Annotated in this window: 18 protein-coding genes and 1 pseudogene; 7 read left to right on the top strand and 12 right to left on the bottom strand. The window is 41.7% G+C overall.

Annotated elements, in window-relative coordinates; all coding sequences use genetic code 11:
- The first annotated feature begins 565 nt into the window (after positions 1–565).
- Positions 566–1,539 (top strand): annotated as a pseudogene (locus tag U2718_RS07005) (N-acetylglucosamine kinase).
- Here U2718_RS07005 and U2718_RS07000 read toward each other — a convergent pair.
- From U2718_RS07000 to U2718_RS06960, 9 genes are all read right to left on the bottom strand, one after another.
- The gene (locus tag U2718_RS07000) at positions 1,536–2,111 is read right to left on the bottom strand and encodes a 2'-5' RNA ligase family protein (RefSeq protein WP_341993214.1); all 576 of its coding nucleotides are present in this window, start codon (positions 2,109–2,111) and stop codon (positions 1,536–1,538) included. The pseudogene U2718_RS07005 and the gene U2718_RS07000 overlap by 4 nt on opposite strands.
- Positions 2,112–2,115: 4 nt before the next feature.
- Positions 2,116–3,189: a dihydroxyacetone kinase subunit DhaK gene (gene dhaK / locus U2718_RS06995; RefSeq protein WP_341993213.1), complete on the bottom strand. Its 1,074-nt coding sequence runs from the start codon at positions 3,187–3,189 to the stop codon at positions 2,116–2,118.
- 81 nt (positions 3,190–3,270) lie between these two features.
- Complete coding sequence (locus U2718_RS06990) at positions 3,271–3,867, bottom strand: HMA2 domain-containing protein (RefSeq protein WP_341993212.1); 597 nt, start codon at positions 3,865–3,867, stop codon at positions 3,271–3,273.
- 269 nt (positions 3,868–4,136) lie between these two features.
- On the bottom strand, positions 4,137–4,433 hold the full coding sequence (locus U2718_RS06985) for a DUF5132 domain-containing protein (RefSeq protein WP_289790238.1): 297 nt from the start codon (positions 4,431–4,433) through the stop codon (positions 4,137–4,139).
- A 70-nt stretch (positions 4,434–4,503) separates the two neighbouring features.
- Positions 4,504–6,759, bottom strand: a complete 2,256-nt coding sequence (locus U2718_RS06980) for a heavy metal translocating P-type ATPase (protein WP_341993211.1) — start codon at positions 6,757–6,759, stop codon at positions 4,504–4,506.
- A gap of 168 nt (positions 6,760–6,927) precedes the next feature.
- Positions 6,928–8,085, bottom strand: a complete 1,158-nt coding sequence (locus tag U2718_RS06975; protein ID WP_341993210.1) for an HMA2 domain-containing protein — start codon at positions 8,083–8,085, stop codon at positions 6,928–6,930.
- A gap of 12 nt (positions 8,086–8,097) precedes the next feature.
- Positions 8,098–9,342, bottom strand: a complete 1,245-nt coding sequence (locus tag U2718_RS06970; protein WP_341993209.1) for an HMA2 domain-containing protein — start codon at positions 9,340–9,342, stop codon at positions 8,098–8,100.
- 94 nt (positions 9,343–9,436) lie between these two features.
- Positions 9,437–9,970, bottom strand: a complete 534-nt coding sequence (gene def / locus U2718_RS06965) for a peptide deformylase (protein WP_341993208.1) — start codon at positions 9,968–9,970, stop codon at positions 9,437–9,439.
- Between the two features lie 201 nt (positions 9,971–10,171).
- Positions 10,172–11,356, bottom strand: coding sequence for an HhoA/HhoB/HtrA family serine endopeptidase (locus U2718_RS06960; RefSeq protein WP_341993207.1), 1,185 nt, complete (start codon positions 11,354–11,356; stop codon positions 10,172–10,174).
- Between the two features lie 164 nt (positions 11,357–11,520).
- Between U2718_RS06960 and dnaA the strand changes: the two genes are divergently transcribed.
- Positions 11,521–12,900, top strand: coding sequence for a chromosomal replication initiator protein DnaA (gene dnaA / locus U2718_RS06955; RefSeq protein WP_341993206.1), 1,380 nt, complete (start codon positions 11,521–11,523; stop codon positions 12,898–12,900).
- A gap of 462 nt (positions 12,901–13,362) precedes the next feature.
- Positions 13,363–14,532, top strand: coding sequence for a DNA polymerase III subunit beta (gene dnaN / locus U2718_RS06950; RefSeq protein WP_341993205.1), 1,170 nt, complete (start codon positions 13,363–13,365; stop codon positions 14,530–14,532).
- On the opposite strand, the gene U2718_RS06945 is transcribed toward dnaN, so the two are convergent.
- The 3 genes from U2718_RS06945 to U2718_RS06935 form a co-directional block, all read right to left on the bottom strand.
- The gene (locus tag U2718_RS06945; protein WP_341993482.1) at positions 14,522–17,842 is read right to left on the bottom strand and encodes a GAF domain-containing protein; all 3,321 of its coding nucleotides are present in this window, start codon (positions 17,840–17,842) and stop codon (positions 14,522–14,524) included. The genes dnaN and U2718_RS06945 overlap by 11 nt on opposite strands.
- 304 nt (positions 17,843–18,146) lie before the next feature.
- Positions 18,147–19,334 (bottom strand): TRC40/GET3/ArsA family transport-energizing ATPase, encoded by a 1,188-nt coding sequence (locus U2718_RS06940; RefSeq protein ID WP_341993204.1) that lies wholly within the window; start codon positions 19,332–19,334, stop codon positions 18,147–18,149.
- A 43-nt stretch (positions 19,335–19,377) separates the two neighbouring features.
- Positions 19,378–19,767, bottom strand: a complete 390-nt coding sequence (locus U2718_RS06935) for a DUF2358 domain-containing protein (RefSeq protein ID WP_341993203.1) — start codon at positions 19,765–19,767, stop codon at positions 19,378–19,380.
- A gap of 179 nt (positions 19,768–19,946) precedes the next feature.
- Between U2718_RS06935 and U2718_RS06930 the strand changes: the two genes are divergently transcribed.
- From U2718_RS06930 to U2718_RS06915, 4 genes are all read left to right on the top strand, one after another.
- Positions 19,947–20,489, top strand: coding sequence for an RDD family protein (locus U2718_RS06930; protein ID WP_341993202.1), 543 nt, complete (start codon positions 19,947–19,949; stop codon positions 20,487–20,489).
- A gap of 44 nt (positions 20,490–20,533) precedes the next feature.
- Positions 20,534–20,728 carry a 50S ribosomal protein L33 gene (rpmG, locus tag U2718_RS06925; protein ID WP_009453780.1) on the top strand — a complete coding sequence of 65 codons (195 nt, stop codon included), beginning with the start codon at positions 20,534–20,536 and terminating at the stop codon, positions 20,726–20,728.
- A 6-nt stretch (positions 20,729–20,734) separates the two neighbouring features.
- Positions 20,735–20,950 (top strand): 30S ribosomal protein S18, encoded by a 216-nt coding sequence (rpsR, locus tag U2718_RS06920; RefSeq protein WP_289790250.1) that lies wholly within the window; start codon positions 20,735–20,737, stop codon positions 20,948–20,950.
- Between the two features lie 106 nt (positions 20,951–21,056).
- Positions 21,057–23,117 carry a ribonuclease R family protein gene (locus tag U2718_RS06915; protein ID WP_341993201.1) on the top strand — a complete coding sequence of 687 codons (2,061 nt, stop codon included), beginning with the start codon at positions 21,057–21,059 and terminating at the stop codon, positions 23,115–23,117.
- Positions 23,118–23,226: the final 109 nt, after the last annotated feature.

The raw sequence follows: 23,226 nt of genomic DNA, 5'->3' as shown, positions 1-23,226 counted from the left end.
TTTGCTCTGCCTTCTAACCTGCGGGTAGACACGTAGACGCGGTAGACGCGTTCGCCGTCAGGCGTTGCGTTAGCTAGCGGCTTCCGTAGGTAGTGGCTTCTGTACACCGAAGGTGTTCCCGAAGGGTAAGTAGCCGCTTACGCGTCTATGCGTCTCTGCGGTTATTAAAAAAATATTGGCACTTATGCACAAATTATCGAATAATAAAACCACAGAAGCACAGGGAACACAGAGGAATAAGAGCTAGAGAGGTATTTTGTGTAAGTCCTGACCAACCCCCTTCGGGGCGGGTGTAGGGGTGCAGGGGAGCCACTGCGGTGGACGGGTTTCCCGGCATAAAGCATGTGGCGTTGTAGGGGTGTAAAGCGATTAGCCCCGAAGAAAAGGATACAAGCCCCTGCTTTTAAGCATGGAGAAGAAAAGAAGATGTATTTCGAGATACGTAGTACGAGAAATACGGCGTCCTTGTTTCAAGCCCCTAAATTTATTTATGGGTTCCCTTACACCCCTATACCCTTATCCCCTTACACCCCTAATTCTTGACATTAGATAAGAATACTATATGATGAGTTGTATTTTAGGAATAGACGGTGGAGGAAGTAAAACAGTCTGTATTTTGATGAATGCATTTGGAAAAGTTTTAGGACGTGGTGAAGCTGGAGAATCTAATTATCAGAGTGTAGGTATTAAAGCAGCTTTGGAATCAATTAAATGTGCAGTTAATGCAGCCATAATTGAAGGGTTAAAGTTAACAGATTCTATTAAAATAGAAGCTATTTGCTTTGGTTTAGCAGGTGTAGGTCGTTCTCAAGATATTGAAGTAGTAAAAAATATTTTTGAATATTTAAAAAATAATCATTTTTTTCCATTGATTGGGCAGTAAGTCAATCTAATATTGTAATTTGTAATGATGCTTTGATTGCTTTAGTAGGCGGAATTGGTAATGATGTTGGAATTGTAGCCGCAGCAGGAACAGGTTCTATAGTTTTTGGTCGAAATTCTCAGGGAAAAACTAAGCGAGTCGGTGGTTGGGGTTATATTTTAGGAGATGAAGGTAGCGCCTATAAAATTGCTGTTGCTGGTATGCAAGCTGCATTAAAAGCCTATGATGGACGTGAGATGTCAACGACAATTATAGAAGATTTGCAGCAACATCTTGGTCTAGCAAGTATAGAAGATTTAATAGAAGTAATCTATCGGCGAGGATGGGGTGTTAAAGAGATAGCGGCTTTGGCACCAATTGTTGATTATGCAGCCGCACAAGGAGATGAAGTAGCAAATAAAATTATTAATGAGGCTGTAGAAGAACTAGTTAAAGCTACTTCTACAGTTATGAATGCTATTTTTAGCCCTAGCGAATTTATTGAAGTAGTAACAACTGGAAGTGTATGGCAAAGTAAGTGCAAGATGCGGGAAAGATTTACAGCATCTATTGTCACAAAATTTCCTGCCGTGAAGGTGATTTTACCAAGGTATGAACCTGCTTATGGAGCTTGTTTATTGGCGTTAAAGAAGTTAGTAGGTGAAAAGGAAATTTAAGAGGCGATCGCTCTTTGGTTCTGAGCAAAGGGAAACTCGCTTTTAATATTCCACCGCTTACCGTCGTGAAATAGCAATGTTAAACTGTTTGCAGTAAACTCAAAATAAAGCTCCCGCTTTTCAAATTCTGGCCAAGCAGCTTTAAAGTTCTGTTTTGTTAAGTCTTTAAATGCCACTGTCATGTGGGGAGCAAAGGGGCGCGTTTTAGAAACTTTATCAACAATTTCCAGTTTGCTTTCTAAATGCGCCATTAAATTAGCTTGTAAAGCCAACAGTTCTGGACTTCTAACTACATTAATATATATGACACGAGGTACAAAGGCAGCATAACCATTTAGGGTAATTGGCAATGCCTTGTGCTGACTGGCAAATTCTTGCAAACATTCTTCTAATGCTGGCACGTTTTCATCTGCCCATTCAAAGGGTGGTTGTAGGGTAATGTGAGGTGGAGATTTTTGAGCGTGCCGACTAGCGTACTTATCTGCAAAGTATTGCTTGATTTGGTTGGCGTAGTCTTGAATTTCTTGTGATGGTAGCAGAGCAATGAAAAAGAGGTGTTGTGTTTTCTGCATAACCCTAAATTCCCCATCGCCAACTCGGTGTTTTGACAGGTGCATCCCATAGCCGAATCATTTCATCATCGAGCTTGAGTAGGGTAATTGAACAACCTTGCATTTCCAGGGAAGTTATATAAGCACCAATCAAGTTTCGGACTATTTGCAAACCATGCTTTTGACAAATTTCTGCTAGTTTGCGGTAAATAACATAAAGTTCGGAAACAGGAGTGCCACCCATACTATTCACAAAAGCTAGCACGCGATCACCTTTTGTAAATGCTGGATCTATTAGTTCTACATCCACCCATTCGCCTTTAGTTTCATCCCACTCTCGTACTGTACGGCTATAGGATTTATCTTCAATAATCGATAGCGCTAACATTTCAGCAATCTCATTTGCTGATTTTATACTCATGCGCTCTCTTCCGGGTTCACCGTGAATGCCGATACCCATTTCGATTTCTTGGTGACTAAGCTCAAATGTCGGTGTACCCTTGGCTGGTGTTGTGCAGGAAGTTAATGCTACACCCATACTCCGTCCATTTAGGTTAACTCGCCTGCACAAATTTGCGAGTTGCTGCAAATCGTATCTTTGTTCGGCTGCGGCTCCACAAATTTTTTCTGCCAGAACTGTAGTTCCGACACCCCGACGCCCTTGCGTATAAAGACTATCTTTTACCGCTACATCATCGTCAATCAAAATATTTAGCACCCGCATACCCTCACTTTGGGCTAACTCGGTTGCCATTTCAAAATTCATCACATCACCAGAATAATTTTTGACGATGGATAAAATACCAGCTCCACTATCCACAGCTTTCGTCGCAGCTAGCATCTGATCGGGGGTGGGTGAAGTGAAAACCTCTCCTGGGCAGGCAGCATCGAGCATTCCCATCCCCACAAAACCAGCGTGCATCGGTTCATGCCCACTACCACCTCCAGAAATAATTGCTACCTTACCTTTGATAGGTGCATCAGCACGATAGACAAAATTGGGATCAAAATTTACCTTAATTAAATCTGGATGAGCGGCTAACATACCTTCTAGACTTTCGCGTACAAAGTCTTCTGGTGTATTGATTAGTTTTTTCATCCTCAGCTCTCCCTTTTGAAGGTTATACTTCCTTCCTGCTCTCAAGTTACTGCATTTGGGAGACCTTAATAATATGAAAGTTTACTCATTTGTAGACTGGGGTTGATTTGTACCGTGTAATTTAATAAAACTATCAAAGGCATACCATGCCAACACGTACCAAGGAATTATTTCTAATTGTAGTCCTTTAGCAAATAACTGCCGGATTGAAAGGGTAGCAAGTCCTAAAGGAAAAAGGAAGCGCAGATCAACTACACCGTTTGTTGCTTCTTTAACTCGCTTATTCAAATCAACAACTGCATTTGATACTCCCGCTGCTACTTCAGATTTTCCTCCTGTAGTTTCAGCAAAACCTGTAATGTCAGCGAAAATTACACCTAAATCCTGTAATGTAGTAATAACATTTTTGAAGCTGTCCTCATTACCATCATGCTGGATAGTAATACTTCCGTTCTGAAGATTCATCCGTACCTGACTAATGTTAGGCTGGGCTTCAAGAGTTTTGAGTATATGTTGCATTTTTGTAGCCCAACGCTGGGGTTGAGCAACTCTCAAACGCAAACGCCCTGGAGTATTACTTACAATTTTTGTCAATATCGGTTTGGATGGTTTTTCTAAGGCTGTTTCCTGCATACTTTTTGGGATGTAGCTAAGGTTGCCATAACCATTTTTCCGCACGTCACCACTCTCCTTAGCAATTACAAATTTAATTAAAAGTACCCATGAGGCTTGATATTCTGAAAAAAGATCCGAGGTAGTAAATCCCTGACTACTACCTTTGTACTCTTCAACTCTCGTTACCCGGTTCAACCTAGTTACAAGAACTAGAGCCAGAACGCTCTCTCAAAAAATCCCCATCCAAAATTGATCAACTGAATCATAATTTTGGAGATGGGTAAGTTACCCATCCCTACGATATAAACTTTCACAACTATGGTTGTTGAAGTTTAGCCAACCTTATCTCCATTATCAACACCAGCTTCAACAGCTGGTAGTTGCTTTGATTCAGCTAGTTCTGCTCTTGCTTCAGCAACAATGTCTTCCCAGGTTTCACCCAGTTCTGCAAAGGCTCCTCTGCTCTTTTCGTAAATGCTAATTCCACCTTTAATCAGGGTTTTAGCGATGGGTTTACCTACTCCAGCTACGACTGGAATCACTACAGGTGCTAGAAGAACTGCACCGATACCGGCTATAATTCCAGGTGCGCCAGCTTCTTCGACAAAGTCAGTTATTTTGGGTGCCATAATTTTTACCTCAAGTAAATCAGTAAATTCCACTAAAACTCTCTATCTTATTTCAGTAGAGATAGATATCTCATCTTACTGTTGGTAGAGTTTTTGTTTTGCGGCTTTTCAAAACAGGACGCAAACCGTTTACTCCTGCAACCACTGTAGAGCCATTGTTGACTACCGTTGCTGCTAAAGGATTTAAACCGAAGAAAACGGCGATCGCTAATGCAGCTAGGTTAGGTACGGCAACAATACCCGTGTTTTGCTGAATTAGTTGCTTGGTTTGGCGGGCGAGCGCGATCGCTTCCAATAAACCATGCAAGTCATTCTTCATCAGCACTAAGTCGGCTGTCTCACGGGCAATATCGGAACCGTTGGCAAAAGATACAGAAACATCGGCGTAGGCTAAAGCTGGCGAATCATTGATACCATCGCCAACAAATGCAACGGTCTTTCCTTGCTCGTGCAATTCGCGTACAACTGTTGCTTTTTGTTCAGGAAATGCTTCTGCGTGGGTATTAGTTGGGATAATACCAAGTTGCGCGGCTACAGTGCTAGCAGTGCGCTTGTTGTCTCCGGTGAGCATGTGGACTTCTACACCCTCGACCGTCAACAGTCTATGAATGACTTCCCGACTTTCAGGACGGAGCAAGTCACAATACTCTATTATACCTTGAAGTTCACCGTTGGTGGCAACATAAATTGCAGAGGCAGGTTTTTGTTTTCCTTCTAATCCCGACAGATCCACATTTTTGTGGCGCAGAAAACGCTTGCTACCTACATAAACAAGTTCTCCATCAATCTGTGCTTGTACGCCCAAGCCAAGTTGATACTCCCACTTGCTACGCGGCAAAATTTCTACGTTGTGAGTTTCGGCATAACGCATGACTGCCTCTGCGACTGGATGAGTTAAGCACTGTTCGGCGGTAGCAGCTAGTTGCAATACCCGCATACTTGAAATTGCTGAATTGAAACTCTCAACCCCGACAACAGCCGCTTCACCTTGAGTCAGCGTGCCTGTTTTATCAAAGACGACAGTATCTACCTGTGCTAGCAGTTCTAACGCTCTGCCACTGCGAATCAGAACACCGCGCTGGGCTGCATGGGTAAGTGCTGCCAAAACTGCTGTTGGCACAGAGACTCGAATTCCCGTTGCAAAATCAAGGCTGAAAATACTAGCTGCACGCGCCGGGTTACGGGTGATGGCAAGTACTGTCCCTCCCAGTAACAAAGTTGGCAACACTGCTTTCTCGGCAATTTTCACAGCATCGTTCCCCATGCGGGTATCGTGAACTGGGGCTTGTTGCATTAACTGCAAGCTTTTCCCAGCTTTAGTATCGTTGCCGATTCCTTCTGCCAGGATATAAATTCGTCCTTCCCGCACCAAGGTGGAAGCAAATACTTGTTGTCCCTTTGTTTTGAAAACAGGCACAGATTCGCCAGTTAGTTTTTGCTCATCTAACAGCGCTTTACCTCGCAGGATTTTACCGTCAACGGGTACTTGTTCCCCTGGATAGACAATGACTGTATCTCCACACTGCACTTCTTGGATGGAAATTTGTTGCTTGTTGCCGCCTCGTTCCACCCACACTAACTGCCCTAAAGAACTCAATAGATCCAGGGTTTGCTGTGCCGATGAACGAGCTGTGCGATCGCGTATCTTTTCACCAATCTCAATTAAACTCAGCATCAGTGCTGGCGTGATAAATTGACCTTGAAAGGTGGTAATGGCGATCGCAATAAAATCCAAAAAGTCTATATTCAGTTTTCGCTCTACGACAATTCCCTTCCAAGCGCGTTGAACAATTGGCAATGTAGCAAGAGTAATGGTTCCTACCATCAACATTGATGGAATGGGTAATCCCAAAGGCCCACCCAACACAGCTAAGGTGGTAATAGCACCAGAAAGTTGTACTCCCGGCCAAAATTTCTCTGTTTGTTCCGTTGTTTGTAGTGTTGCAGATTTGAGGACAACAAGTTCACCAGCTGCTTGGATTAAATGGCTAAGATGGTGGCGTAACTTGAATTCTGAAACTTTCCTGGGATTGTAAGTAATAGCAACCGAGGCTGCCGCAGGCTTGAGCCGGATACTTGTAACTAATGCATCTGCTTCTAGCAGAATTTGGAGGCGCTGTGCATAGTCAGGATCGTAGCGCAAGCGTGGCACTTGCAAGCGAATTCTACCTGTAATTGCATGGACAACACTATGAGGAACTTTGGGAAGATGCGTGCGTGAGTGTGTGTTGAGTTCGACTAAATGAGCTTTCCCATTCTTTTGAGCCGCTGTCACTTGAGACAACTGACTTGCGGAGGATGGTAAACCCACCTTAACTTGTACCATTGCTTCTCTCTCATACAGATAATTTTTGAACTGAAAGCGACAAGAAGGCTATCCAGTTTGGCAAGGATAGTGAAAAGAGTAAACAAACTCCCCATCCTGCTAGACTGGCTAGTTGTCTTCAGGTCTTGATTTGTGAGTTGTGAAAGGCTGATAGATGTGTTTTGACAGTTAGGCGATCGCGCTTATAGTTGCATCTTGAAGCAAACTCACTAAATGTGATATTGCTGCTTCCATCACACTGCGTTTTTGATTTTGAGTATTGAGGTTGAACGCAGATTTATATGTGATCACAATTGATGCGCAACAGCGATTTACTCGTTCGCCAATTACCGTTGGATCTGCTTTGAGCAAAGCTTCCAAACGTTGCACGTATTTCGGATCTTGGGCAATCCGAGGCACATGAAATCTAACTCGTCCCGGAATGGAGTGAGCAATACTATAAGCTAATTTTGCTGGCTGCTTTGCTTGCTCTTTAGTTTTTCCAGGAGAAGTCGCAGATTGAGGGCGAGACGAGGACACGGAATGGTTAGCACTGGCACAAACGGGAGGAGTTTTCAATTTCTCCTTGGTTTTTTTTGTGCTTGTTTCCTTGTCTTGCTCTTGTCTACTTTTGGTTTTACTTGCAGTTTGTTTGGGAGTTGGTTCTGCAATGAGTGGATTGCCCTCTGACTGAATCAGATTGATTAAATGCGATCGCATTTCAAAATCTGACATTGCTCCAGACTGATACATTACCACAATCGAGCCAGCAGTGTTATTTACTTCCACTTTCGTGACTAAACTCTCTGCCTTCAACAACGCTACCAGTCTTTGACTGTATTTTGGTTCTTGGGTAATGCGAGGTACACAAAATCCCACTTGCCCTGGAATCGCATGAGCAATGCTATAAGCTACTTTGTTTTGCTCTTGCCTGATTTTGGTTTGGTTTGCAACTGAATGTGAAAAAGCTGGTTGTATCTGCACTTTTTGATCTGCAATTAATGCATCGCTAGCAGCGTGAATCAGATCAATTAGATGCGTTCGCATCTCAAAGTCTGACATGGTTCCAGGCTTGTAGGCGATCGCGATTGAGCCAGCAGTGTCATTTACTTGCACTCTCGTGACTAAATTCTCTGCTTGCAGCAAAGATACCAGTTTTTTACTGTATTCTAGTTCTTTAGCAATGCGAGGTACACAAAATCCTACTTGCCCTGGAAGCGCATAAGTAATGCTATAAACTTCCTTCGACGACCGCTTCCCGACGTAATTTCTATCGGGAGTAACAACTGCCTGGGTTTTTTTTTCTCTAGCAGTTGCCAATTGCAATTGCGAAATCGATCCAACCATTACTTTCCCTCCTCAGTCGGGGCCTGCATTTAAAGGGAATTTCGCCATAAAGGCGAGAGCATAAGACAAAGCGGGTGTTTTGAAATTACCCCATAAAGTAGATGCTTCTGGAGTAATATCTTCACTTGCTGTCTTTAGTTCTTGAGATTGAGACAGTTGACTAACTTCCTCTGTTGAAGTTTGCGTTGCTGTTGCAAATTCTTGAGGTTGATAATACTGACGTTCTTCTTTTGGTGTATGCTCTGCTGTTCTAATAGGAATTACCTGAGTAACAGTTTTGTTGTCAGCCAAATCTATTAAGCTAGCCCAGTGGGATACTGGAATGTTACCTGGTTGATAAGCGATCACCACTGATACCGCATCACAATTTACACGCACGTTTGTGACTTGGGAATCGCTTTTGAGCAACTTTTCCAGTCGTCGTGCATAGGCGCGATCAGAACCTAAGCGAGGTACATTTAAGCGCACGCGTCCTGGAACTGAATGAACAACACTGTAAGCATTTTTTGCAGATTGTGCTGCTAAATTATTAGCCCTGTCTACAGTATTTGTTGCAGAAATTTCCTTTTTTAAAGCTGTTGTTTGCTCCACTTTCTCTAAAGAAGCCTCAGAATTTACCTGGCGATTTTTTGTAGAAACACTATGAAGTTGTTTGTTATTTTTTAATGCCGATAGTTGCGGCTGTATATAGTCAATCACGCGACGGGTTGCATCTGCTGTAATCATGTATACAGGAATTGATACCAATCCGCTGATTCCTAATGCACCTGTCACTCCTAGCCCTGTAAACAAAGGAATAAAAGATATTCCCTGTTCTGTCCAAAAATCAATAGATTTCCATGCTGCAAAGGGATCTGTATGATTTGTGGAATCAGAAGAATTTTGCTGTCCGACGCCAAATCTCTCAAGCAACGCCAGTATTTCAGGTAAGGAAAGTTGATTTTCATCAAATGTAACTACTAAGCTACTAGTTTGCCGATTAATAGCAACTTCCTTAAGTCCCTTTTGCTGTCGTAAATACTCAGAAACACTTTGTAGTATTGAGTTATGACTACCATCAGTAGCGCGAATACGCACACGACCCGGAGTTGCATGGACAACTCTCAAACTACCAAACATTTGTTGTGTTGGTGAATGCACAGATTCCTTGCCAGTGTCATTGTTTGCTTCATCGCTGTGCTGTTGAGCCAAGATTAAGTCAGACAAGATTTGTGGCGGATGACCTAATCTCCCGCGACTACTAGTGGTCTTTGTCATTTACCCGATAACGACCTCAAGCCAAAAGGTTAACAATAGATAAAATGTAACTTACTTTTCCGGTTATTGTATAGTTCTTTAGAAATATTTATTGTCAAATATTCTTAACAATCATTTTTTGATACTCTTGCTCAGTAATAATATCTAGGCTACTCTCCAGCCGATCTAAAAATACTAATCCCTCAAAATGGTCATATTCATGCTGAAAGATCCGAGCAACAAAATCAGTTAATTGTTGTTTTTGCAGCTTGCCATTTCTATCCGTATACTCGATTTCTATTGCTTGGTATCTGGGTACTAACCCTCTGATACCCGGAATACTTAAACAACCTTCCCAACCTTTGACAACTTCAGTAGAATGAGCAATGATTTTCGGATTAATCATGGCAGTAGGTTCCATTTGTGGAGCGTTAGGATACCTAAGGTTAGGACGAGAGGCTACAATCATCAAGCGGCATGATTGGGCAACTTGCGGTGCAGCAATGCCAACACCATTAGCCTCGATAACTGTGGCAATTAAATCATCAATTAGTTTTTGAATATTTTCATCTTGAATATTTTCAATTACAGCTGCTTTTTGCCGTAAGCTCGGATTACCTAATTGAATCACAGGAAGTTGTTCAGCCATAACATTAAATCTTTTTTGATATAAAAATATTTTATTTATAAGTAGCCTTCATAAACTGCATACAGAAGAGGACAAGGAGATTGAGAGAGTAGGAGTAAGGGAAAATTTTTCATGTACATTCTCCGCGTTTTTGCGTCTTTGTGTCCCCGCGTCCCAATTCCCCACTGCCCTCTGCCTTGTGCCTTGTGCCTGCTACTTACACTAACCTTCTTTTTGAATTGGTAAGGGTGCTGGTTTAACTGCTACTTGGGCAGTTTGTCCGTTACGCTGTATTTGTAATTGTAAAGGAATTCCTATTTTACTGTTTTCCACTAGCTTCTGCACTTCTTCTATATTGGCAACAGATTGGTTGTTGATACTTTGAATAACATCACCCTCTCGCAGCCCCGCTGCTGCTGCTGGCGAACTTGGCACAACATCAATTAGTAAAACGCCGCGATCGCTTGTGACATTCAGTCCTAATCTATCTATTCTTTCTTTTACTTCCGGTGTCAGCGTTACCATTTGAATACCCAAATAAGGATGATCTACTTTCCCGTTAGCAATTAATTCCTTACCAATTCGTTGTGCTGTGTTGATAGGAATAGCAAATCCCAATCCTTGAGCGCCTTGGAGGATGGCAGTATTCATGCCAATAACTTCACCACGAGCATTTAGTAAAGGCCCTCCAGAGTTACCGGGGTTAATCGCAGCATCGGTTTGAATGTAATCAACCCGTTTATCACTAGCACCAATGGCACTGCTAGAACGACCTGTAGCGCTGATAATACCAGAGGTTACAGTATTATCTAAACCCAATGGATTGCCGATCGCAATTACTGGTTCTCCTGGTTGTAAAGTCTCGGAATTGCCCAAAGCAATTGTCGGCAAGTTATTTGCATCAATTTTAATCACAGCTACATCGGTAATGGGGTCTTCACCCAGCACGCGTCCATCAAAAGTACGGCCATCTTTGAGCCGAACAGTTACAATATCAGCACCATTGACGACGTGCGAGTTAGTTAAAATTTGACCATTACCACTGATCATAAATCCGGAGCCGCTACCTCTTTCTACTCTCGGTCTAGAACGAGATGGTGAATCGCCAAAAAAGCGTCGTAAAAATGGATCACTAAATTCATCTGGTGAGCGAGAAATGATTGTTCTAGCAGCATCGATTCTCACAACAGCAGGCCCCACCTTTTGCACAACTTTGACTACAAAGTTAGGATCTCCTGAGGATTGAAAAATGGCAGGAGGGGCAGGAGCAGCGACAATTGGGGTATTAGTTGGGTTTTGAGCTTGAGTGTTGGGGCTTTGAGTCTCTAATGTGTTGGTGGGTATGGCACAGCCACCTAAAGATACTGCTACGCCACTCAGTAGCATTAACAATAAATTTGTCTTCATCGGTATTCGCTTCTCCGTGTGAATCCTTGAGTGGTAGGATATTGCCTACCAGGAAAGTCCAAAAATGATAACAACCTAAAGCTCATCCCTGGTCTAGAGTACATTTTGCTAAATTGGTGCTTGCTTAATATTATTGTGACGGTTACCAGCAAAGGTGGTAGATCATGACAATTCCCATAGAAAGTCTGTGGAGTCAAGTTCTAGAGCGATTGCAGCTAGAGTTGTCTCGTCCTACCTTTGAGACTTGGATCAAAACTGCTAGTGCCGAGCGATTAGAAAATAATTGCTTGGTAATTCGTACTCCTAATCCCTTTGCTCGTAATTGGTTACAAAAGTACTACATTAAAACCATTGCCAATGTGGTTCAAGACATTCTTGGCCATCCTGTAGGAATTTATATTACTGTTACTCAAGGTGAAGATGTTTCTCAATTTAATGAACGAGAAACTAGTTGGGTAGTCACAACTCAAAATAGTAGTGCCGAGACCACAGCTAAAAATAGACCAAAGGCTACAGAATTAAATCTCAAGTATGTATTTTCTCGATTCGTGGTGGGAGCTAACAATCGTATGGCTCACGCTGCATCCTTGGCAGTTGCAGAATCTCCAGGCAGAGAGTTTAATCCCTTATTTTTATGTGGTGGTGTGGGTTTGGGAAAAACTCACTTGATGCAGGCGATCGGACACTATCGGCTGGAAATTTGTCCTGATTCAAAAATATTTTATGTTTCTACCGAGCAGTTTACTAATGATTTAATTACTGCCATTCGTAAAGACAGTATGCAAAGTTTTCGCGAACATTACCGCGCTGCTGATGTAATTTTAGTAGATGACATTCAGTTTATTGAAGGTAAAGAATACACCCAAGAAGAATTCTTCCATACTTTTAATACTCTACACGAAGCCGGTAAGCAAGTCGTGCTAGCTTCTGATCGTCCGCCAAATCAAATACCCAGTCTGCAAGAACGTTTGTGTTCTCGATTTTCTATGGGACTCATTGCTGATATTCAACCGCCAGATTTAGAAACTAGAATGGCAATTCTGCAAAAAAAGGCTGAGTATGAAAATATCCGTCTACCAAGGGATGTAATTGAATATATTGCTTATCATTACACTTCCAATATTCGAGAGCTAGAAGGTGCATTAATTCGGGCGTTGGCATATATTTCTATTTGGGGCTTGTCTATGACGGTAGAAAATATTGCCCCAGTTTTAGAGCCACCAACCGAAAAAGTAAACACAACCCCAGAAGCTATTTTGACGATTGTTGCCGAAGAGTTAAATGTGACAATTGAAGACTTAAAGAGCAACTCGCGACGAAGAGAAATTAGCTGGGCGCGTCAGATCGGAATGTATTTAATGCGGCAACATACGGAACTTAGTTTGCCGAGAATCGGAGAAGAGTTTGGTGGTAAAGATCACACAACTGTTATGTACAGTTGTGAAAAAATTGCTCAATTGAAACAAACTGATCAAGACTTGGCACAAACTCTCCGCAAATTGAGCGATCGCATTAATATAACTAGCCGTTCCAACAAAACATAAATTGAGATACTTCTGATTATTTTTCCACAACCAAAAGTTGCAATTTTTTAAGTAAAGTATAAAAAATTATTAAGAGAACATTACCTTGTGGAAAAAGTCATGATTTTTTGTGGAAAACTCCCATACAATCTGTGGAAAACTTCATTAATTTAATTATTAATAACTACGACTGTGGAAAAATACTCTAGTTTTTCCACAGGTTTTCCACAGGCAGATACTTATAGAATAATCAATCAAATAAACGCATATCACATTTTCCACAATTTCCACAGCAGAAAAGGACGCGGGGAATGAAGAGGATACGAGGACGCAAAGACGCGGGAATTGTGAATCAGGTTCGATCTCCTTGTCTTCATTTCTCTCCGTGTCACCGCGTCTCACCGTCACCGCGTCAGCCTAAACGAGCAGACACGATTTAACACAACGGTGCTACCATATCCAACACACAAGCTGAATCCGACCATGAAATTAGTTTGCACCCAAGGCGATCTGAGTACTCATCTTTCACTAACTAGCCGTGCTGTACCAACACGTCCAACTCATCCAGTACTTGCGAATGTACTCTTGCAGGCAGATGCTGAAACTAACTCTGTTAGCCTGACAGCGTTTGATCTCAGCTTGGGTATCCGTACCAGTTTTAGTGCTGAAGTTTTAGAAGGAGGAGCGATCGCTTTACCTGCTAAACTCCTCAATGATATCGTTTCCCGTCTGAGCGAAGGAGAAATTACTCTGGATGCTCAATCATCCCCAGATTCAGAGAATTTACCGGGCTTTAATAGTTTAATTGTTACACTTACACCCAAGAGCGGACGCTATCAAATCCGAGCTATGGGAGCGGAAGAGTTTCCGGAACTACCTGTAATTGAAGATGCTCAAGCTACGCAGTTTAGAGCTGATGCCTTGATCGAGGGATTGCGGGGATCGCTGTTTGCTACCAGTGCTGATGAAACTAAACAGGTACTTACCGGTGTACATTTAACAGTTAAACAAGATATTCTCGAATTTGCTGCCACTGATGGACATCGCCTTGCGGTTGTAGAGACTACAAATGATAGTTCAGAAACAAACAATGAAGGCAGCTTGGAGGTAACAGTACCAGCAAAAGCTTTGCGTGAACTAGAAAGGTTGTTAGCTCATAGTGCTGTATCCGAAGAACCAGTAGCTTTATATTTCGATCAAGGTCAAGTTGTGTTTGAATGGCAAAATCAACGCTTGACTAGCCGTACTCTAGAAGGACAATATCCCGCTTACCATTTACTCATTCCTAAGCAATTTCAGCGAGAATTAATTTTGGATCGGCGACAATTTTTAAGCGCTTTAGAGCGAATTGCTGTCTTAGCCGATCAGAAAAATAATTTAGTTAAGCTTTCAATTGATAGTGCAGCCCAAGAAATCACCTTATCTGTAGAAGCTCAAGATGTAGGTAGTGCGATGGAGTCAATGCCAGCACAAGTTTCCGGAGAAGATTTAGACATTGCTTTTAACATCAAGTATTTGATGGATGGCTTAAAAAATATCCAATCTTCGGAAATTCAAATGCAATTAAATACAAATTTGACTCCAGTCATTTTTAAACCACTGGGTGAGTTGAAGATGACTTATTTAGCTATGCCGGTACAACTTAGGACTTAGACTGAATTGCAGATTGTGACATGGGAATTTCGATCCAAAATTCTGTACCTTCTCCTGGCTGTGAATAACATTTAAAGATACCACCGTGCTTATCAACAACAATTTGATAACTAATTGACAACCCTAAGCCAGTACCATGCCCTACTGGCTTAGTGGTGAAAAATGGATCGAAGATGCGTGCTAGGGAATCTTTTGGTATTCCTGGGCCGTTATCGGCAATGCGAATTACTACACTGGGAATACTGTCGGAGAAAATTTGACCAATAGCTGTTTTAATTTTAATTTGAGCGGAATAATTTTCTGATACAGATTGCTTGTGCTGCTCTAAGGCATCAAGGGCATTGCTCAGAACATTCATAAAAACTTGATTAATTTGTCCGGCATAGCACTCAACCAAGGGGAGATCGCCATATTCTTTAACGATGTCAATGCCAGAACTGTCAGATTTGGCTTTGAGACGATGCTGTAAAATCAGCAGTGTACTGTCAATTCCTTCATGAATGTCAACAGGCTTCATCTCGGCTTGATCTAGTCTGGAGAAATTCCTCAAAGATAGGACAATCTGTCGGATGCGCTCGGTTCCAATTTGCATCGAAGATAGAATTCTTGGTAAATCTTCGACAATAAAATCCAAATCTATCTCTTCCGCTCGCTCTAAAATATCAGGACTGGGATTAGAGCAGCACTGCTGATAGAGAGCCAACATCTCAAGCAAATCTCCAGTATATTCCTTGATATGACTGATATTGCCATGTATAAAATTAACAGGATTGTTGATTTCATGAGCAACACCTGCTACCAGCTGACCTAGTGAAGACATTTTCTCACTTTGAATCAACTGAGTCTGCATTTGTTTCATATTTTGCAACGTTTGAGCAAGTTGCTCTGTCTGTTGTCTAGTTTGATTTAGTAAGTCAGCTTGCTCTAGTGCAACAGAAAGTTGAGCTGCGACTTGGGTAACAAACTGCATTTCTGAAAGCTGCCATTGGCGGGTATCGGCGCACTGGTGAATGCACAATAAGCCCCAGAGTTGATCAGCTTTAGCTAGTGGCACAACTAGGTTGGCTTGAATCTGAAGTTGATCCAGCATTTGCACATAACAAGGATTCAGATTGGCGTTGTGAATATCAGCGATCGCATGAACGCTTCCCTGCCGATATAAAGCAGCATACTTTTTCTTAAAGCAGTTATCTTGGATTTTTAAACTTAAAGCAGAAGTAAATTCTGGTAGAAAATCTTCTGAAACAATTTCACCCTCATCAAATTCGGAATCAGGATCGAAACGATAAATTACTACTCGATCTGCATTTAGAGAGTGGCGAACCTCACTAACAGTGGCAGCAAACATAGTATCTAGATCAAGAGAACCCCGCATCTTAGCCACTACTTCAAAAAGTATTTGCTGTTGCTGTGCCACCAGTCGCAAATTCATCGCCTGCTGTTGTGTCTGTGCGAGTAATTCAGCTTGTTGTAGTGCTACTCCTAGTTGAGCGGCAATTTGAGTAATGAAGTTTACTTCGTTGTCTTTCCATTCGCGGGGGCCGGAGTGTTGATAAACTGTTAGCAAACCCCAAAGTTTTTCTCCAACAAAGATGGGAGCAAGTACAAAAGCTCGAATCTCATATTGCTCCAAATTTTCGATGTGACACTGAGCAAAACCCATTTTGTAAATGTCATCAACTGCAAATGTTTCATTGTGGCGGTAGCGTCCCCCTTCTGTATCTTGTAAATAGGTATCATTCCAAACTGTATTTACGCCTAATTTAGATATACCCGACCAATTGGGACTAGTAATTTCAAAATCACCTACAAATTCACCACCCCATTCTGAATTGAAACGATAAACAGAAACACGTTCAGCTCGTAGTAAGTGACAAACTTCTTTGGTGGTTGTTTGAAAAATGGTATTGGCATCAAGAGATTGACGAAAATTGGCAACGACTCCAAATACAGCTTGTTGTTGTTCAGTTACCTGCTGTAGTTGCTTCATGCGTCGTTTCACTTGCTTTTCTAAATCGGTATTTAAGGCTTGCACCTGTTGATAGAGTTCGTACTGCTGAATTGCCGACGCAAATTGTTTACCAATTTCTCTTGCCAGTTCTATTTCTTCAACTGTCCATTGCCGAGCTTGTGCTTGTTTTGATTCGCGCCAAACTGCAAATGATTGACGGGGGAAACTTTGCCTCTCATCAGGATCGAAATGTCCAGCCCATAAAGTTTCTGTGTCTATTTCGTCTCGGAAAATACTTAAATATCCTATTAATTGCTGACGATAATGGAGTGGGATGATTAAAATGCTGCGAATTTTAGTTGCACCAAAGGCAGCTTGTAAACTTCGCAAACTGGAGGATTGATAAATATCTGAAATTGCCCAAATGTCGTATTCATAACCCTTGTAATGTTCTTGCCAGACGTTATATTGCTCTATCAACGGATATATAGTTTGTTCTGGGATCGCAGGTTGCTGTCCACAAATATAAAGCTTGAGACAATCACTTCCAGGTGTTAAACACTCAACGAAGCTTTTTGTAGTGGCATTCTGAAAATTAGAAGTGTCATACCTCATACACAACCTGCCACCAGATCCACCAAAGGCGGCAACTGTTGCTTCTAAGGCTGATTGTAATGCAATTGTTGGTAACGAATGCAGCAGGGAAGCTACACGATTAACAATCGCTTCTCGTTCGGCTTTTTCACGGGCTTGAGAGAGCAGACTACTGTGGGCGATCGCAATTGAAAGTTGATCAACCACCATCTGTACTACTTCGATTTCATCTTCTGTAACTTGGCGTGGTTGGGAATGATGAGATACCAGCAATCCCCAAAGCTTTTCTTGATGTAGTATTGGTGTTACAAGAGAAGACTTCACGCCCATTGCTGTTAAATATTCTACATGACAAGGGTCTACAGGACGATAACAAATATCCTCTGAGACAAATTCTCCAGTTTTCATGTTACGTACTGGACTATGACCAATCTGCTGATTACTAACATCAACAACCGAACGTACCCGTAACTTCACAAATAATTCACGGGCATGGAGTGGAATATCATCAGCAGGAAAATTTAATCCTAGCAATGATGGTAATTGATCATCATTTATAGACTCAGCGATAACTTGGCCGCTATCATCACTATGAAACTTGTAAATCATTACTCGGTCTGTACCGAAAAATAAACGTAATTCTGCTACTGTTGTTGTCAGAATTTCTTGTAAGTCTAGTGATAGACGAATTCGGTTAATGATACGATGTATCAGGTGTTCTTGTTCAATATTTACCCGTAAATTGAATTCTTGAGATAGAGTCATTTTTGTCCAAATCAATAACTTATAAGCCAGATAACTAGCAGTACTAAAAATATTGTTCAAATTATTGAATATATTTGTCTACAGTAGGATTACCAAAACCTGCCTTTATGATTTATTTATAAATCTCAAGTAAATACTTTTAATATATGTTTATCTAGCTTAACATTCTAGTCATAAAAAGATATTTGTAAAACCAAAATCTGAATATAAATCTAAAATAAACAGACAGATCCCCGACTTCTCTAAGGAGTCGGGAATCTGACACTTAAAACTATTAAAGGTGAGTACTACCCACCTGACAATATTAAATTTTTACAGTTTCAGCAAAGCGAATTTTAAGATAGTCATCTTCCATTTTTGCTCCTGCTGGTTGTAGTGTAGCTAAGGCTTGCGGCAAGACTAAATTCCGGCGATGATTACCAATCGTGATATTTAATTCATCACCTGTTTTACTTAATTGAACTTGGTTTTTGGGAATGCCTGGTAAGTACAATTCCAGACTATACTGATTTTTGTCTTGTACAACTCTGATTGTGGTTTCTTTGTAATAAACCTGAGTGGGATCTTCGTCTTGGTAGAGGGTTGTTTTGAGACGCTCTAATGCCTCCAAGCCACACATCTCTTCTGAGAAAAGAGGTATTTCCTTCACTGGTAGGGGATGAAAATTCTCATGAATTTCTTGACGATATTGCTGTTGATTTTCTTTCCAACGTTGGAAAAATGGATCTTGAACTTCACTAGGGATGATGCGATTAGCTACGACTAAATCAGTTGCAACATTATACAAACTTAGATAAGCATGAGCACGAAGAGATTCTTTAATTACCATTTTTTCTGGATTGGTAATGAGACGTACCGAGGTTTGTGTATTGTCTGTTAATACTTTCTCTAACGCTTCAATTTGTTCATAAAACTCATAAGGTGCGTCCATTACTTCTTTGTCAGGCAAAGAAAAACCAGCAATTGGTTTAAAAAGAGGCTCTACTAAAGGTCTAAGTGCAACTGAAATATTTTGAAACGGCTTGTAAAAACGGCGCATATACCAACCGCTAACTTCTGGTAGACTCAGCAGTCGCAACGCCGTGCCTGTTGGTGCAGAGTCGATAATTAAAACATCAAAATCGCCTTCATCGTAATGGCGTTTCATCCTCACCAAGCCAAAAATCTCATCCATGCCTGGTAGAATTGCCAATTCTTCTGCTTGTACTCCGTCTAATCCTCGTGCTTGCAATACCTGGGTAATATAACGCTTTACAGCACCCCAGTTTCCCTCTAATTCTTGCAGTGCGTCTAGTTCTGCACCCCATAAATTGGGACGAATTTGTCTAGGAGTATGTTCCAGTTCCAAGTCAAAGCTATCTGCTAAGGAGTGAGCAGGATCTGTACTCAACACCAATGTACGATAGCCTAGTTCTGCACAACGAAGTCCCGTAGCGGCGGCAACGGATGTTTTACCTACACCGCCTTTCCCTGTCATCAAAATTACACGCATGAATGATTCTGTCTTGGCTGAGAAGAGTTTACATTTATTTACATTATCGACTGTTTAAGGGAAATAAATGCTGTTTTAAGACATCTATTCGCGAACAGTTCCAGTAATCAATGTGAGAAACAATCATTCCTTCAGAATTTAGGCGTAATTCACTCCAGCCAGGGATAGAAATACGTGGTTTCCAAGGAAGAGGTGTATTCCAGCTGAGTGTCCACTTGGTTTTGATCGTGTCTCCCTCTAGTTGGATATCATGCAAGTCCATTTTGGGATTTAAAAAGAAAGTCTCGATGAATTTAATCATCTGTTTATATCGCTTAACGCCGGAAAATTTGTTAAGTGGATCTTGAAAATAAACATCTTCGGCGTAGATGCTATAAGTCTGATTAACTGGAAATCTTTGATAGTCTTCTTTGAGAATTTTAATAATGTCCATAGTGAAGTATGGGACTGGATTTATCTGTGTTGATTTGGTTCTTTAGTACCTTCAATCAGCCAGGAACTTGAGTTCCTGGTAATCTATTCCCTATTCCCTGTTCCCTCTATCAACCTCTTAATATTAAAGATAGATAAAAAAATACATACTTGAGCCTTTATACAAACACCTAATTTTCTATGACTATTGAACGAGTGCCACCGTCAAATTACCCCAAAGTAGAATTTGGACGACGAATTGCAGCTTTTAGTCTTGATTTCCTTTTAATCTGGATGATTAGCTCCCTGCTTGGAAGTAATAGGCTCGGTATCCAAGTGATGCAAATACTGGTTTTTGCAATCACTTGGCTAGTTTTGCGAGTACTCGTTGTATATAACAATCAAGGACAAAGTCTAGGACGTTATGCTCTTGACATGAAGGTGTTAGAAGTCGAGCGGGGAAGAGTTCCAGATTTACAGACTCTTTTAAAACGAGAAGCGATCGTTGGTTTGGGTGCGCTGTTGCTTTCTGTTGCTTTAAATAACATCATACGCAATCCCGCTGCTATACTGCTAATACTTCCCTTAGCGATTGACTGTGGTGCTGCCTTATCTGATACTCAGTTACGGCAAACTTGGCATGATCGTTATGTTAAGACTATGATTGCTTCGTCGCGTCGTGGCTACTCGCTAGATATAAAAGTCAAGCAATTAGTTGATAGTGTGCGTCGAAATGTGAGATAATAGCAATTTGTGTTAATTGTCGGACTTCAATTTTTTGTAAGATTATGGCTAAGGCTAAAGGTGTCCGGATCATAGTGACATTGGAATGTACAGAGTGTCGTACAAATCCAGATAAGCGTTCTCCTGGTGTTTCGCGTTATACCTCAACTAAAAATCGCCGCAACACCACTAACCGTTTAGAACTGAAAAAGTTCTGTCCTCACTGCAACAAGCACACTGTTCATAAGGAAATTAAATAGGCAATCATGAGTTATTATCGTCGTCGTTTGTCTCCGATTAAGCCAGGAGAACCTATTGATTACAAAGATGTAGATTTATTGCGTAAGTTTATCACCGAACGCGGTAAAATATTGCCGCGTCGGATTACTGGACTGACGGCTAAACAACAGCGAGATTTGACACTCGCGATTAAACGCGCTCGAATTTTGGCTTTGTTGCCGTTCATCAACGCAGAAGGCTAATAACATTTATGAATGATGAGTGTTGAGTGATGAGTTAATTTGTACTCAAAACTCAAAACTCAAAATTGCAAAGATTTAAAACTCTATTTAAGAAAATGCAAGGCTTGTGGAGAAGGGGACATTAGTTGAATTTAGAATTGGTGGCGATCGTCGTCTGGCTGTAGTTGATCGTCCAGATGGTAAAACCCGTTGGTTCGTGATAGATGAACGGGGGCAATCTCACAGTCTCATGCCGCGACAAATCACCTATACAGTTACTAAAGAAACCTACAAGCCTTTGCAGATTCCCAGTTTTCTGGAAGAAGTAAAGCCTTACTTAGATCCATCCAGCTTAGAAGTAGCTTGGGAATTACTGGTGGAAAGTGGGGAAACAGTCACGCCAGAAGAAATGGCTAATCTGCTGTTTTCGGAATCAGAACCGCCTCAATGTTATGCTGCTTATTGCTTGTTATCAGATGACAAAATTTATTTCAAGCAAAAGGGAGACTCTTACGAAGCCCGAACAGTAGCTCAAGTAGCAGAACGCAAACACCAGTTAGAAGTAGAGGCACTTAAAGCTAAAGGACAGCAGGAATTCTTGGCTCGTGTAGAGCAGGCGCTCAAAGGTGTACCAGTAGAGTGGCAAAGACATGATCGCCATCGTTTGGAAGCCTTGGAAAAATATGCAGCGCTGCTTGCTGATGTTGTGCGTGTAGGTATAAATTATGAGTCTCTGGCTCGTGCATATCCACCGCCAGCGCCAGTTCTGGAAACAATGAATATGTTGGGACGTTCTGCAACTCCCCAAGGAGCTTTTCAACTATTAGTGGACTTGAGTTGGTGGAGTCCTCACGAAAACCTGTTTCTGCGTCGTTCGTCAATTCCTGTTCAATTCCCCAGCAAGGTATTAGAAGTGGCGCAACAGCAATTGGAATTTCCACCACCAGATCCAGACACAAATCGCTTGGATCTCACCCATCTCAAGGTATATACAATTGATGATGAAAGTACTACTGAAATAGATGATGGTTTAAGCTGGGAATTACTTCCAGATGGACGAGAAAGATTGTGGGTACACATAGCTGATCCTACTCGTTGGTTAATGCCAGAGGACGAATTGGATCTGGAAGCCAGAAAGCGAGGTAGTACAGTATATTTACCGACGGGGATGATTCCTATGTTCCCTGAGGTGTTGGCAACCGGGCCGATGAGTTTGGTACAGGGTCAGGTTTGTTACGCTCTCAGCTTTGGTATAATTTTAGACGAATCAGGTGGAGTAGAAGACTACAGCATCCACGCCAGTTTAATTAAGCCTACTTATCGCCTCACCTACGAAGATGTAGATGAAATGCTGGAGTTGGATGTACAAGCAGAACCAGAAATTGCAGCGATCGCCAGATTGGCAAATAAGCGCAAAGTTTGGCGGTACAATCAAGGAGCCATCAGCATTAATATGCCTGAGGCAATGATTAAAGTCAAAGATGACGATATCAATATATATGTTTTAGATGACTCTTACTCAAGGCAACTAGTAGCTGAAATGATGATTGTTGCCGGCGAGGTTGCTGCCCGTTACGGTCAAGCTCATAATATTCCCTTACCGTTTCGCGGTCAACCACAACCAGAATTACCGAGAGAAGAGGAATTACTCCAACTGCCAGCAGGCTTTGTTCGTGCCTGTGCGATGCGTCGCTGTATGCCCAAGAGTGAGATGAGCATTACACCGATGCGTCATGCTGGTTTGGGGTTGAATACCTATACACAAGCGACTTCTCCGATCCGCCGTTACAGTGACTTGCTGACTCACTTTCAACTGAAAGCTCACCTGCGAGGTGATGCTCCACCCTTTTCGGCAGAACAGCTTAAAGAAGTGATGCTAACTGTCAGCACCATCACCCAAGAGGCAACGATGGTGGAAAGGCAAACTAATAGATATTGGGCTTTAGAATATTTGCGCCGTTATCCAGAGATAAGTTGGCAAGCAACAGTACTGATGTGGTTAAGGGAAGATAGCAATTTAGCATTAATTCTCTTAGAAGATTTGGGCTTGCAGTTGCCAATGTCTTTCCGACGTCTTGTGAAGCTAGGCGAACATATTTTAGTGAAAGTTGCCCATGCCGATCCGCACAAAGATGTCATTCAGTTTCAAGAAACAATTTATCAAGAAGCACAGACTGCGGTTCATTAAAGAGGACAAGGGTAGGGAGAGACACGGAGATACGAGGAATCAAGAGGACACGGGGACACGGGGAATATGAATAAAAGTTTCTCCGCGTCACCGCGTCTTACTGTCTGCG

The sequence above is a fragment of the Chlorogloeopsis sp. ULAP02 genome, assembly GCF_038404745.2.
GTDB lineage: Bacteria > Cyanobacteriota > Cyanobacteriia > Cyanobacteriales > Nostocaceae > Chlorogloeopsis.
This window is presented reverse-complemented; position numbering and strand designations above follow the sequence as displayed.